The sequence below is a fragment of the Rhizobium sp. 9140 genome, from assembly GCF_900067135.1.
Lineage (GTDB): Bacteria > Pseudomonadota > Alphaproteobacteria > Rhizobiales > Rhizobiaceae > Ferranicluibacter.
Window position 1 is genome coordinate 2,338,937 of record NZ_FJUR01000001.1, and the last position, 13,967, is coordinate 2,352,903.

Sequence of the window (13,967 nt, forward strand, 5' to 3'; positions counted from 1 at the left end):
GAAAGGTTTCGATTTGCCCGAACTCTCGCTTCCCCGCCGTCCGTTGAAACTGGCGCCTGATGTCATTTCCACGCCTCGAGCCTATTACTGGTCGACGCCGATCATTCTGGCACTGTGCGTCTTTCTGCTCGTCTGGGAAGGGCCGGGCGTGCTGCGCGATTTTGCCATCAGCCAGAATCCGGTACTCATCGAGGATGGCGACGTCCAGAACGGCCGTTGCACGACCCGCAAGGCCATCTTTACCGATTGCGAAGCCCGCCTCGTCTACAGCTATGGCGGCAAGGACTACGCGTCGGACGTCGAGATCATGTTCGTCGATTTCCATGTCGGGGACTATGAGACGGGGCTCGTCATCTCGGGCGATCATCCGGAACTGGCGACGATAAGCCTCGGCCTCGACAGGCTCTGGAACCGCTTCATAACGCTGACGCTCTTCGTTCTGTTTCTCGGAGGTCTGGGCATCGGGATGATCTTCCTCAGCCTGCGGATCTGGCGTGTCCGCGGGCAGTTGCGGCATCCCGCTATGCTGGTTCCGGTGCCGGTGGAAATCGCCGCGTTCGACCGAAAGCGCAGCATCCTCTCGATCACCTATAACGACACGGTCGCGGACGACAAGACCAAGCGCTCGGCCTATACGCGGATGCGGAACGGTGAGGAGCCGCTGATCGTCGGAACGAGCGGAACCAAGCCCGTCGCTCTTGCCGTCCGGCACGGAAACACCGCTCTCCCCGTGCTGCTCGACGATCGCCTGATGCGGATCGAGCTGACCGATGCGGAGCGCGCAGAGGCCCTTCTGCCCTTCGCGAGGGCAGCCGACGAGCACGACGGTCGTTCGCTGCTCGTGGAAACTCCGCAAAAAACGGTGTCAATGTGGAAGCGGCTGCAGATGGTCTTCGGCGTTCTGCTTCTCATCGTGGTCGGCGTCGTCGGTTTCTGGCTCTGGTACGTCCTCGCCTCCGACACGCAGTTCCAGTCGCCGGGCATGGACATCAACAATATGATGCCGGCACCGGTCAACGAATGGGGCTGCGACCAGCTGCAAAAGCGTTTCGGAGACCAGCGTGCACCGTTCGGATGCACGGCCAGCGATTACACGAGCTGGAAATGATCCTGAGCGCGACACCCCGGAGATGATGGCTCAGAGGCTATCTCTTCGGCCTTGCGGCGCTTTCAGAACATCGCGCAGGACGTCGAAGACCTTCGGCTCCTGCATTTGTGAAACGTTGAAGCGCATGAAGGTCGTTGCGCTCTGCGAGAGGCTGAAGGCGTTGCCGGGTGCAAGCACGAGACCCCGCCGCAGGGCGCTGCGCGCCACGTCGGCGGCGTCCCTGTCCCCCGGAAGCCGGCACCAGAGGAACATGCCTGCCTGCGGCTCGAGCCACGGAGTGACGCCAAGGTTCCGGAGCCGGGTCGAGACGGTCTGCATCGCGGTCGCCAGCCGCTGGCGCAGCGTCTCCAAGTGCTTTCGATAGCTGCCGTCGCTGAGGACGCCATAGACGAGCTCGGCCGTCATTCGACCGCCGCCGAAGGTCGTCGCGATCTTCAAATCGGTCAGGCTGTCGATCCATTCGGGCTTTGCAGCGATGAAGCCGCAGCGTCCCGAGGCGGACAGCGTCTTCGAAAAGCTGCCGATGTGAATGACACGATCGAGCCCGTCGAAGGCTGCCAGCCGCGGGGCGGGGCTGCGCTCGAAATCGGCGAAGATGTCATCCTCGATGATGACGACGTTGCCTTGCTCGGCGATCTTCAGGACCCGATGTGCGGTGACCGGCGAGAGGATCGCGCCGGTCGGATTGTGGATGGCGGAGTTGGTGATGTAGAGCCGGGGCCGGTGATCCGCGACCGCTTTCGTGAAGGCGTCGATATCCGGGCCGGTCGGGGTGTAGGGAACGCCGACGATCTGCGCGCGATGCGCGCGCAACAAGGCGTGAAAATTGAAGTAGCAGGGATCGTCCACCAGCACCGTATCCCCGGGTTCCAGCAGGAGGCGGCAGAGGAGATCGATCGCCTGTGTGCCGGATTCCGCCAGCAGGATCTGGTCCGGGGAAGCCTCGATGCCGCGTTCGCCCATGCGCCGGCCGATGAGCTGACGAAGGGTGCTGAGGCCGAGGGGAGAGCCGTACTCCGAAAGCACCGGGCTTTTGGCGCGCGACAAGGTGCGCAAAGCACGCCGTATTCCATCTTCCGGCAGCCAGCTTGGTGGCAACCAGCCGCATCCGGGTTTTGCATCCTCCGTATTGGCCTCCAGCGATTGGCGGGACACCCAGAAGGGATCGATGGCCCGATCACGCTTTGGCCCGGCATCGGCAACCGAAAAGGGAATCGTGGTCGCGGCCGCCTGATGCGTTACATAGAAGCCCGAGCCCGGTCGCGACTGGATCGTGCCATCGCCGACCAGTCGCTCATAGGCTTCCACCACGGTGGATGTGGAGACCTTCAGCGCCGCCGCAAGCTTGCGGATCGAGGGTAGCTTCGCGCCCGGCAACAGCGCACGGCTGGCGATCCGCAGACGGATCGTCTCCATCACCATGGTCGTGCGGTTTGGAGACGGTGCAACATGATCCATCTGTAATGCTTCTTTACCATAACAGTTTCGATGAACTGTACACAACCGTTTCTGGCACTGCCGGGCAAGCGGGTCAATAAGGATCATCTTGTCGAACGGGACAGGTTTGTCGAAGGAGTGTCTGATGGATCGGGGAACGGCCGGCTGGCTGAATGGAATGATCGGCGTATTGATCTTCAGCGGATCGCTGCCCGCCACACGCCTCGCCGTGATGCAGTTCGATCCCGTCTTCCTCACGGTCGCCCGTGCGGCAATCGCGGGTCTTCTGGCGCTCGGGCTTCTGCTGCTGCTGCGGCAGAAATGGCCGGCACCGCGAGACGTCGCCTCTCTGGTGATCGTCGCGCTGGGCGTCGTCGTCGGCTTCCCCCTCTTGACCGCGCTGGCGCTGCAGCATGTCACATCCGCGCACTCGATCGTCTTCATCGGGCTGCTGCCGCTGGCGACCGCCATTTTCGGCGTCATCCGAGGTGGTGAACGGCCCAAACCCGCCTTCTGGATCTTTTCTCTCCTGGGAAGCACACTCGTTGCCGCTTATGCGTTGGCACAGGGGCTCAGCGCATCCCCGCTCGGCGACCTCCTGATGCTTGTGGCGATCATCGTCTGCGGACTCGGCTATGCCGAAGGGGGAAAGCTGTCGCGAACGCTTGGCGGCTGGCAGGTCATTTCCTGGGCGCTCGTTCTTTCGCTCCCGCCGATGCTTGGTCTGGCGTTGTTCACGATGCCTGCAAGCTTCGCCGGCATCGAGCCGCCGGCCCTTTTCGGGCTTGCCTATGTCTCGCTGTTCAGCATGCTCATCGGGTTCATCTTCTGGTATCGCGGGCTGTCCCAAGGCGGCATCGCCGCCGTCGGCCAGCTCCAACTGCTGCAACCTTTTTTCGCGCTGGTACTGGCGGCGACCCTTCTGCACGAGCCGGTCACTTCGGGGATGCTGGGCATCACCGTCTGCGTCATCCTGTGCGTCTTCGGCGCCCGCCGGTTCGGGCGCTGAAAACGGCCTAGGCGGCCCGATGCCGCGTGGCGACCGCCGGTGCCGTGCCCTGCCTGCCGGGATTGAGCTGGAACCGGTTGACGATCGCCGACAGCGCCGTCGCATCCGAGGCGAGATTGCTGCTGATGGCCGTGGTCTCCTCGACCATGGCGGCGTTCTTCTGGGTCATCTGGTCGATCGCGTTCACGGCCGTGCTGATCTCCAGCAGCCCCACGGACTGCTCTTTCGAGCCCGTCGTGATCGCTTCGACCTTGGTGTCGATCTCCATCACGTATCGTGCAATCTCGGCGAGCGCACGACCCGTCTGGTCGACCAAACGCACGCCGTCGGAGACATCGCCCGAAGATGTTCGGATCAGCGCATTGATATCCTTGGCCGCAGCGGCCGAACGTTGAGCGAGTTCGCGAACCTCCTGTGCAACGACGGCAAATCCGCGGCCGGCATCCCCCGCGCGCGCGGCCTCGACCCCGGCGTTGAGCGCGAGCAGGTTGGTCTGGAAAGCGATCTCGTCGATCACATGGATGATCTGCCCGATCTGGTTCGACGACGCATCGATACGCCGCATCGCCTCGACCGCATCCCGCACGATCTGGCCGGAGGATGTCGCGCTTTGGTTGGCCGCACCGACGAGGCTGCGCGTTTCCGCAGCGCGGTCGGCCGAGGATTTGACGGTGGCAGTGACTTCGTCGAGGGCCGCGGATGTCTGCTCCAGCGCTGCCGCCTGCTGCTCGGTACGCTTGGAAAGCTCGTCTGCCGCCTGATACATCTCGCTCGCATTGCCAGAGAGTTCGGATGTCTTGCCGAGAACCTGCTCCAACGTCAGCTGGAAGGTTGCGAGCGACTGATTGAAATCGACGCGAAGCGGCTCGAAGCGGTCAGCGAAAGGCTGGTCGAGCGGGCTGCGAATATTGCAATCGGCAAGCCGTCCGAGTCCGGCACCCAGCGTTTCCACGACGGTGCGCAGTTCCTCGGCTTCCCGCTCGCGATGGCGCTGCTGTTCGAGACGCTGGGCTTCCGACAGGGACCGATCCTGTTCGGCGGCCGCGCGCATCTGCTGGCGCTCGATCGCCCCCGCACGGAAGACGGCGAGGGCACGCGCCATGGCGCCGATCTCGTCCGTGCGCTTGGCAAACGGAACCTCGGCCGTGTAGTCACCGCCGGAAAGCACGCTCATGGCGTTGCCGATCTCGACGAGCGGTGTGATGGCGCGACGCCGGACGAACCAGAGGCCGGCGAGAAAGAGAAGGACGGATGCAGCGCTGCTCAGCGCGCCGATCATCGTATATTCGGTTCCCGCACTGTCGGCTTTCGCTACGGCCGTCTCCAGCGTTGCGGTCGCCATCTTTGCCAGATCACGAACCTTTGCGTCATGAATATAAAAGGCGTCCATGACGGGTTGGAGGTCTGCCGTTTCCCCGCGAACCTTGGCCTCTTCGAAAACCGTGGCCATCGACCAGAACGCCTCGCCGCTGGCAACGACCTGATCGGTCAGGCCGGCCCGAAGCGTCTTGTCGAGATCCGCCGACACCCAGAACGCCTTGCGCGCGTCGAAATCCGCGCGGAGCGCCTTCATCTTTTCGAGGTTGGAACCGGCGCGTTCCGGGTGCGCCATGGTCTCGTTCGCCAACATGTAGGCTTCCAGAGCGTAGAGCGGCGGCGGGAGAATGTCGGCCACAAGATCCTTGCCATTGGCGATCCCCGTATAGACGGGTCCACCGACCTTCAGTTCCTGCAGGGTCATCGTCTGCAATCCTATAGAGGCAACGAGACCGCCCGTGACGACGACTCCGAACACCACCAGCAAGCGAGAAATTGTCAGGCTCGACATGTGATCTCCAAGATCGCGCATGCGCAGACGCCAACCGCCGCGATCCATGCTTTGGATTAGTGATGAGCCCCGCACTCTAAAACTTCGTGAACGTTTCGAGGTAAAAACACCAATTCTAGGGTTTCGTGAAAGATAATCCCCGAGGCTTTCCGCTGGAAACAGGCGACGCCAAGGAACCGTGCGATAGCGCTGCCTATGCGTGTAGCTCACATTCAATTCAAGTCAGAGAACCAGGCTGCGTAAGGCGTGTTTTTGACGAGATGGCGATTATAATCCGGCGTGCCATCCGTCCACCAGGCAGGGCCTCTTTCACCCAGCGCGACCTTCGCCGCCTCGACCCCACGCCGTGCCTCGGCCATCCGTGCGCGATCCTCGCCCGCATCGCGAATCGCTCTTCGCGCGGACATGAGTTCCGACACCAACCTGACGCGATCGTCCTCAGCAAGATCGGGATTGCTCGTCCGCCACAGACGGCCCCGAACCACGAAGTACCGACCGTCCGGCGTGTGAAGATACGAAGTGGTCAAGGGTCGCTCCGTCGTTCGGTCATGACGAAACCCTCACAGGCCTCGCCTGTTCCCGTGGCGGGCGTTTGGAAAGAGCCAACCGCCAAAACGAAACAACCCGCCGATGCTGCCATCGGCGGGTTGTCCGTGTCGTGGTCGTTACCGGACCGGACCGTCTAACGGCTCCGGTCTGCTCAACTGCAGCCGCTGGTCGCGCCGCAGGTGTCGCACTTCTCGCAGGTGCCGTTGCGGACCATCGTGAAGTTTTGGCATTCCGAGCACATATTGCCGGTGTAGCCCTGTGCGATCGAGCGCATGCGGCGTTCTGTCTCGCGCTTCTTGGCATCCGACTTCGCAGCGGCAGCTTCCGCGGCGGCCTTGTCGGAGAAGAGAGCGGTCACGTCGCGTGGCGGCTCGGCGACTTCGGTCGTGACCTGCTCGACGATTTCGGCGATCCGTTCCTCGTAGTCGCGCTTGAAGGCGACGACTTCCGACGTGGAGATCGACGTTGCCGGCTCCAGCTTTCGCGCGGCGGAGCCTGCAAACGGGGTCACCGTGCCACTGGGCGACGCACCGCGGGCAGGGGCCGTTGTTGCCGATCCCTTGGGCTCGCTGTTTGCGCGGTCGATGCCGGCACCGGTCGTTGTTGCACCGGATACCAGTGTCGGCTTGTGGCCGCGTGTCCAACCCGTCGAGAGCAGGTTGGTCTTGCCTTCCTGGATGCCCTTGCCGAGCGCCGTGTTGCCGAAGTCGGAGGTATCGACGTGGGCAAGGTCGTGACGACCGAGATAGGAGACGGCAAGCTCGCGGAACACGTAGTCGAGGATCGACGTCGCGTTCTTGATCGCGTCATTGCCCTGCACCATGCCGGCCGGCTCGAACTTCGTAAAGGTGAAGGCCTCCACGAACTCCTCAAGCGGCACGCCGTACTGGAGACCCAACGAGATGGAGATGGCAAAGTTGTTCATCATCGCACGGAAGGCAGCACCTTCCTTGTGCATGTCGATGAAGATCTCGCCGATCCGGCCATCGCCGAATTCGCCAGTGCGCAGGTAGACCTTGTGTCCGCCGACGATCGCCTTCTGGGTATAACCCTGACGGCGGTTCGGCAGCTTTTCGCGCTCGCGGGTGATCCGTTCGATCACGCGCTCGACGATCTTTTCCGTGACCGTAACGGCTTGTGCCGCCACCGGCTGCTGGATCAGCGTTTCCAGAGCGTCCTCGTCCTCTTCGTCCTCGATCAGCGAGGCATTCAGCGGCTGCGAGAGCTTGGAGCCGTCGCGGTAGAGGGCGTTGGCCTTCAGCGCGAGCTTCCAGGAGAGCATGTAGGCGTTCTTGCAGTCCTCGACGGTCGCCTCGTTCGGCATGTTGATCGTCTTGGAGATTGCACCGGAGATGAACGGTTGGGCGGCCGCCATCATGCGGATGTGGCTATCGACCGAGAGGTAGCGCTTGCCGATCTTGCCGCAGGGGTTGGCGCAATCGAACACCGGCAGGTGCTCGTCCTTCAGGAACGGCGCGCCTTCCAGCGTCATCGCGCCGCAGACATGTACGTTCGCCGCTTCGATCTCTTTGCGGGAGAAGCCGATGTGCTCCAGCAGGTTGAAGCTGATGTCGGCAAGCTGCTCGTCGCTGACCTTCAGCGTGTTCTTCAGAAAATCGACGCCGAGCGTCCACTGGTTGAAGACGAACTTGATGTCGAACGCGGCCTTCGTTGCGCCGTTGATCGCCTCGATCTTGTCATCCGTGAAGCCCTTGGCACGCAGCGAGCCGGAATTGACGGCCGGCGCCTGATTGATGTTGCCGTGACCGACGGCATAGGCCTCGATCTCGGCGATCTGGCTTTCCGAATAGCCGAGCGTGCGCAGGGCTTCGGGAACGGCACGGTTGATGATCTTGAAGTAGCCGCCGCCGGCAAGCTTCTTGAACTTTACCAGAGCGAAATCGGGCTCGATGCCGGTGGTGTCGCAATCCATGACAAGACCGATCGTGCCGGTCGGCGCGATGACCGAAACCTGGGCATTGCGGTAGCCATGCTGCTCGCCGAGCGACAGAGCCTTCTCCCAGGCCGCAACGGCATGCGTGACCAGCGTCTGGTCCGGGCACTCGGAATGGACGAGCGGCACGGGCGCGACCGACAGGCCTTCATAGCCGTTCGCTTCGCCACGGGCAGCGCGGGCATGGTTGCGGATGACACGCAGCATGTTGTCGCGGTTCGGCTTGAAACCTGGGAACGGGCCGAGCTTGGCGGCGATTTCCGCAGACGTCGCATAGGAGACGCCCGTCATGACGGCGGTCAGAGCGCCGGCGATGGCGCGGCCTTCCTTGCTGTCATAAGGAATGCCGGACGACATCAGCAGGCCGCCGATGTTGGCATAGCCGAGCCCCAGCGTACGGTACTCGTAGGAGCGCTCTGCAATTTCCTTCGACGGGAACTGCGCCATCATCACCGAGATTTCGAGAACGATCGTCCAGAGGCGGACGGCGTGTTCGTAGTCGGCGATATCGATGTTCTTGGTGGTCTGATCCTTGAACTGAAGCAGGTTCAGCGATGCGAGGTTGCAGGCCGTATCGTCCAGGAACATGTATTCCGAGCACGGGTTGGACGCGCGGATGGAGCCGGCGGCCGGGCAGGTGTGCCAGTCGTTCATGGTCGTGTTGAAGTGCAGCCCCGGATCGGCCGAGGCCCAGGCGGCGTAGGAAATGCTCTCCCACAGGTCGCGCGCCTTCAGCGTCTTCATGACGCGGCCGTCCTTGCGGGCGGTCAGGTTCCAGTCACCGTCGGCCTCGACGGCCTTGAGGAAGTCGTCGCGCAGCGAAACGGAATTGTTGGAGTTCTGGCCGGAGACCGTGAGGTAGGCTTCGGAATCCCAGTCCGTGTCATAGGTCTTGAAGTCGATATCCTTATAACCCTGACGCGCGAACTGGATGACGCGCTGGATGTAGTTTTCCGGAACCTGATCCTTCTTGGCGGCCTTGATCTCGCGCTTCAGCGCAGGGTTCTCGTTCGGATCGTAGCAAGCGCCGTCAGGACCCTCGCAGTTCACGCAGGCCTTCATGATGGCCTTGAGGTGCATGGCAACGATCTTGGAGCCGGTGACGAGCGCCGCAACCTTCTGCTCCTCTTTCACCTTCCAGTTGATGTAGTCTTCGATATCGGGATGGTCGATGTCGACGACGACCATCTTGGCGGCGCGGCGCGTGGTGCCGCCCGACTTGATGGCGCCGGCTGCGCGGTCGCCGATCTTGAGGAAGCTCATCAGGCCGGAGGATTTGCCGCCGCCCGAAAGCTTTTCGCCTTCGCCGCGCAGGTAGGAGAAATTGGAGCCGGTGCCGGAACCGTACTTGAAGAGGCGCGCTTCGCGCACCCACAGGTCCATGATGCCACCTTCGTTGACGAGATCGTCACCGACCGACTGGATGAAGCAGGCATGCGGCTGCGGATGCTCGTAGGACGACTTCGACTTGACGAGCTTGCCCGTGAAAGGATCGACGTAGAAATGGCCCTGGCCGGGGCCGTCGATGCCATAGGCCCAATGCAGGCCGGTGTTGAACCACTGTGGCGAGTTCGGTGCCACGCGCTGCGTCGCCAGCATGTAGGCAAGCTCGTCGCGGAAGGCGAGGGCATCTTCCTCGGAGGCGAAGTAATTGCCCTTCCAGCCCCAGTAGGTCCATGTGCCGGCAAGGCGATCGAAGACCTGCCGGGCATCGGTTTCCGAGCCGTATTGCTCGTCTTTCGGGAGGTCCTTCAGCGCAGTCTCATCGGCGACCGAACGCCACAGCCACGAGGGGACCGAGTTTTCCTCGACCTTTTTCAGGCGCGCGGGAACGCCGGCCTTGCGGAAATACTTCTGAGCCAGAATGTCGGCTGCGACCTGGCTGAATTGGGTGGGCACGTCGATATCGGCAAGCCGGAAGACGATGGAACCGTCCGGGTTCTTGATCTCGCTCACCGCCTTGCGGAATGCGATGTCTGCATAGGCCGATTGGCCCGCCTTGGTAAAGCGACGTTCGATCTGCATCTGTCCCGATCCTTATTCTGTCCGTGGCATGCGCTTTTCAGGCACGCAAAAGTCCTTCCGAGCCGCGACATTGCCGGCCGGTGGTGCGTCTCGATGGATGCCAATCATGGAATCCGATATATGGTGTTCTTTAGGCTCTCAATCTACCAGATGTAGATAAAACTATCGAGCTGTTTGCTGGTCGCGCAAGCGTGATTTTATTTTTAAAGTTCATTTTTTAACACGCGTTCCCGCCGTGAAGGCAGGATCTCCAACAAGTTCAGGATAATGGCGCAATCCGGGGCAAGCCGCCGACTGGGCCGTCGTCTGGCCTCATGCCAGTCTCGATTATGATTAATCGCGAGTCCGGTGGCACCGTCAAGGGCTTGCGTCTTATCGTCCACTGCCGACTATATCTTGTGGAAATAGGAAGAAACTGAGTGACCTAAGGAAATCAGTCACTTGTGGTCTACACTTACCGATTGGGCCATTCGTTCCATGAAAACTTGTGGACAAAAACTTGTTGAGATCATCCGCCTCGGTCAACATGGTGTCATAAAAGCCACGCATTGCCGGGCTAAGCGCTAACAAAGAACGCAGGGTGGAGGGTGGACGCACCGCCTCCAAGCCCCCTTGATATGAGCAATCCTCAAAGCCTGTTACCGGCATCGGTTTACCCGCGCGATCCCTTGGCGATCGGCTCCTGATAGGAAAAGCCCATGTCCCATGGAAAATAAATCCATGTATCCTGGCTGACCTCGGTCACGAACGTATCGACCTGTGGGCGCCCCTTCGGCTTGGCATAGACGGCAGCAAAATGCGCCTTCGGCAGCATGGCCCGCACGATGGCGGCGGTTTTGCCGGTGTCCGTAAGATCGTCCACGATCAGCACGCGCTCGCCGCCATCGGCACGGATTTCCTCGGAGATCGCCTTGATGACCTCCATCTGCCCTTGAGATGAATAGTCATGATAGGACGCGACGCAGACCGTCTCGATCATCCGAATGTTCAGTTCCCGCGAAATGATCGCTGCCGGTACGAGTCCACCGCGCGTGATGCAGACAATCGCCTTCCATTCCACTCCCTGATCCGCCAGGCGCCAGGCAAGCGCGCGCGCATCTCGGTGGAACTGGTCCCAGGAAACGGGGAAGGCTTTTTCAGGAAGGGACATGGCGGGCTCCGAGCGTGTCTGGGCGTATCTGACGCAAAAAGCGGTTTTGCGGCAAAGCCCGAACATTTTCAAGAAGGGGATGACGTTCACCCACGGCAAAGACTGGTGCGGACGACGGGGGTCGAACCCGTACGAGTCTCCTCGAGAGATTTTAAGTCTCTTGCGTCTACCAATTTCGCCACGTCCGCAGTGGCTACAGTCTTTCCGATAACCGAAGGCGTTCGTCAAGCCGGAGCGCCCCGGGATTAACCGTCCCCGTAAAGCTTAATAACAGCTTCACGTTGCAGGCAAGCAACCCGTGGGCGATAGAGAAACTGTCGATCCGCATATCGACGATTTTCATGACGCATGCTTTTAGCCTCTCTCCCTCAAGGAGAGAGGCGCCATTCATTTTTGATCTTATCCCTTGTCCTCGACGACGGCTTCCGGGCGATCTCCTCCGCTGGCATGTTCATCATGCCACTGGCCGGAGGCGTCCTGAAAGCTGATCTCTTCGTCCGATCCGCCGACCTGCTGCTCGGCAGCCACAGCCTTTGCAGCGCGCAAAGCATGCTCGTGCGTTGGAAAGCTTTCCGAGAAGACGTCTCCGACCTTGTAGGCCCATCCGCCGTCGTGCTCGACGATATCGTAGACGACCTTGACCATACTTATCTCCCAATCTTGCTGTTGAGGCGGTTCGTGCCTGCCGGGATAACGGGCAACGGTCGGCGATCGTTCCCGTGCGGCAAGGCCTCCAGCTTTTGCGCCGGCAAAGGTTCGTGCTAGCAGTAGCTTCACAGCGCTTGCCGAAAGACCGGGGAGGGAATGACAATGCGGTATTCCGGCGGAGATGGTTTTGGCTGGCAGATCGGTTTGCCTTGTATCACCTTGGTACTGATCATGTTTGTTTCCTTTCCGGCGCTGGCAGAACAGGGACCCACGGATGTGACCTTCGTCTTCGCCACCGATGTCCATGCCTGCCGTATGGCGGAAGGCCTGTCGCCGGATTGCGAACAGGAGGGCAAGACGGATGCGGCGCTGTTGCGGCATATCCGGGCATTGAACGCTCTTTCCAAGCAAGTCTGGCCCGCGACGGTCTCCGACACGTCGAGCGGGCTTGCCAGCGCCGGCCGGCTGCTCGGCGAACCCGCCGGTCTCGTGATGGGCGGAGATATTACCGACGATGGCGGCGGGCAGGTCGCGGTGCCGGGCGAGGGGTGGCAGCTGCGCCAGTTCAGCCAGCGCTATGCGCAAGGCATGGACGCGCAGCATGTGCATATGCCGGTCTATGTTGGGCTCGGAAATCACGATCTCGATCAGGATGGCCCGCCGAGCCATCCTGACTGGTACCGGCGGGAGCTTCGCGACTACGTCGAGGTCAACCATCGCCCGAGCGTCTTCTTCACGCCGTCCATTCCCGCCGACAACTACGATGTGGATTCGGACAACTATTCCTGGAACTGGGGCCGGTTGCATCTCGTGCAGCTCCAGCGCTTTGGCGGCGACGACCGGAAGGGTGCCGTCAGCGGGCTCGATTGGTTGAAGAAGGATCTGGCGACAGCAGCCGCGGACGGCCGCCCCGTAGTGCTGTTCCAGCATTACGGATGGGACTCGTTTTCCATCGAGCGCTGGGATGCCGGTCACGAGACCTTCGACGATCAGGGAACGGGCGACCCGCACTGGTGGAGCGAGGCCGAACGTACCGCACTTCTGGACACGCTCAAGGGGTACAACGTCATCGGCATCTTTCACGGCCACGAGCACGATACGCCGATGGCCTACAAGGCTGGCGGCATCGACGTGTTCAAGCCGAAGGCTGCCTTCAAGGGTGGCTTCGCGGTCATCCGAGTGACCGATACGGCCATGGACGTGGTCCTCGGGGAAGCTTCAGACGATCAGGGCGGCGTAGCGTTTACGACCGCCTTCTCGAAAAACCTTGCCGGCGAATAGCAAACCAGCCTCTCACGCCCGTCGCTTGCCCTGCGACAGCGCGATGCCGGCCAGCACCAGGACGACGCCAAGCGCCGTTGGCCCGAGAGCGGTCGGGACCGACAGAGCGAGGTCGAGGACGACGCCCGACACCATCTGCCCGCCGATCATCATCAGCGCCGTGTTGACAGCGCCGATCCGGGCGATGACCCAGCTTCCTGCAGCGACGAAGACGACGCCGATCGGCCCGCCGAGATAGTCGTACCACGGCACCTGTTCGGCACCGGCCGGCAGCAGATCGCCGAGGATGAGGCCAAGAACCGTCAGGAAGGCAAAGCCGACGATGTGGTTCCAGAAGGAAGCGATCAGCGGAGAGGTCGACAGGCTCAGCCGTCCGTTGATCTGGCGGCTGATGCCGATGAGGACGCCGGCCGAGCAGGCAAGAAGGATTGCGACGATCATGCGGCGCTCCGACCTTCGAGGATGATGAGGGCGCTTCCGGCCAGAATAAGCGCGAGGGCGCCAAGATTGCGGATCGTCAGCCGCCGCTTCGCCAGCCCGAACAAACCCCAGTGATCCGCCGCGAGGCTGAAGATCGCCTGTCCCGACAGGCCGAGCGCCAGCGTACCGGCAAGGGCCAGCGGCGAGTTTACGGCGGTAGAGGTCAGCATGACCGTCGCAGCGCCGGAGATGCCACCGAGATAAGCCCAGATCGGCGCCGGCGGCTGCCCCACCGGTTTCACGCGGCCGCGCCGGTAGAGAAGGCCGAGAAAGGCGAGGGCGGCAATCGTGCCGGTGCCATGCGCCGTCCAGGAGGAAAAGAGTGGGTTGCCGTAGCGGGCGAGTTCGCCGTTGAAATGCACCATCAGCGTCAGCAATCCGCCGGTCGCAAAGGCGGCGAGGAAGAAGAGAGGATGCGGGTTGTCGATGGGTGCGGTGGAGGTCATGACGATCCCGGAAAGGCGATGCGGATGCGCCATACGTCTGCGATCCCTCAGA

11 protein-coding genes and 1 tRNA gene are annotated in these 13,967 nt (G+C 61.8%); 3 read left to right on the forward strand and 9 right to left on the reverse strand.

The annotated features are described in order from the left end of the window. Window positions 1–13 precede the first annotated feature (13 nt). Window positions 14–1,108, forward strand: coding sequence for a hypothetical protein (locus GA0004734_RS11020; protein ID WP_092933669.1), 1,095 nt, complete (start codon window positions 14–16; stop codon window positions 1,106–1,108). A gap of 30 nt (window positions 1,109–1,138) precedes the next feature. On the opposite strand, the gene GA0004734_RS11025 is transcribed toward GA0004734_RS11020, so the two are convergent. Beyond that, complete coding sequence (locus GA0004734_RS11025) at window positions 1,139–2,566, reverse strand: aminotransferase-like domain-containing protein (protein ID WP_092933671.1); 1,428 nt, start codon at window positions 2,564–2,566, stop codon at window positions 1,139–1,141. Window positions 2,567–2,690: 124 nt separating this feature from the next. Here GA0004734_RS11025 and GA0004734_RS11030 point away from each other — a divergent pair, with 124 nt between their 5' ends. Continuing rightward, on the forward strand, window positions 2,691–3,554 hold the full coding sequence (locus GA0004734_RS11030) for a DMT family transporter (protein ID WP_092933673.1): 864 nt from the start codon (window positions 2,691–2,693) through the stop codon (window positions 3,552–3,554). Between the two features lie 7 nt (window positions 3,555–3,561). Here the strand turns inward: GA0004734_RS11030 and GA0004734_RS11035 are convergent, their stop codons facing one another. From GA0004734_RS11035 to GA0004734_RS11060, 6 genes are all read right to left on the reverse strand, one after another. Continuing rightward, a complete protein-coding gene (locus tag GA0004734_RS11035) occupies window positions 3,562–5,382 on the reverse strand; it encodes a methyl-accepting chemotaxis protein (protein WP_092936192.1) in 1,821 nt (606 codons plus the stop codon). 212 nt (window positions 5,383–5,594) lie between these two features. Beyond that, window positions 5,595–5,909: a hypothetical protein gene (locus tag GA0004734_RS11040; RefSeq protein ID WP_092933675.1), complete on the reverse strand. Its 315-nt coding sequence runs from the start codon at window positions 5,907–5,909 to the stop codon at window positions 5,595–5,597. Window positions 5,910–6,082: 173 nt separating this feature from the next. Next, window positions 6,083–9,910, reverse strand: coding sequence for a vitamin B12-dependent ribonucleotide reductase (locus tag GA0004734_RS11045; protein ID WP_092933677.1), 3,828 nt, complete (start codon window positions 9,908–9,910; stop codon window positions 6,083–6,085). A 652-nt stretch (window positions 9,911–10,562) separates the two neighbouring features. Next, window positions 10,563–11,060: a xanthine phosphoribosyltransferase gene (gene gpt / locus GA0004734_RS11050; RefSeq protein ID WP_092933679.1), complete on the reverse strand. Its 498-nt coding sequence runs from the start codon at window positions 11,058–11,060 to the stop codon at window positions 10,563–10,565. 103 nt (window positions 11,061–11,163) lie between these two features. Next, window positions 11,164–11,248: transfer RNA gene (locus GA0004734_RS11055), tRNA-Leu, on the reverse strand. 211 nt (window positions 11,249–11,459) lie between these two features. Further along, window positions 11,460–11,705, reverse strand: a complete 246-nt coding sequence (locus GA0004734_RS11060) for a DUF2188 domain-containing protein (protein ID WP_092933683.1) — start codon at window positions 11,703–11,705, stop codon at window positions 11,460–11,462. 234 nt (window positions 11,706–11,939) lie between these two features. On the opposite strand from GA0004734_RS11060, the gene GA0004734_RS11065 reads away from it, so the two are divergent. Next, entirely contained in the window at window positions 11,940–12,989 is a 1,050-nt protein-coding gene (locus GA0004734_RS11065) for a metallophosphoesterase (RefSeq protein WP_245292397.1), read from the forward strand. Between the two features lie 12 nt (window positions 12,990–13,001). Here the strand turns inward: GA0004734_RS11065 and GA0004734_RS11070 are convergent, their stop codons facing one another. Both GA0004734_RS11070 and GA0004734_RS11075 read right to left on the reverse strand, forming a co-directional pair. Next, window positions 13,002–13,430: a DMT family transporter gene (locus tag GA0004734_RS11070; RefSeq protein ID WP_092933685.1), complete on the reverse strand. Its 429-nt coding sequence runs from the start codon at window positions 13,428–13,430 to the stop codon at window positions 13,002–13,004. Continuing rightward, on the reverse strand, window positions 13,427–13,948 hold the full coding sequence (locus GA0004734_RS11075) for a DMT family transporter (protein WP_245292398.1): 522 nt from the start codon (window positions 13,946–13,948) through the stop codon (window positions 13,427–13,429). Before GA0004734_RS11075 ends, GA0004734_RS11070 begins: the two co-directional genes overlap by 4 nt. Window positions 13,949–13,967: the final 19 nt, after the last annotated feature.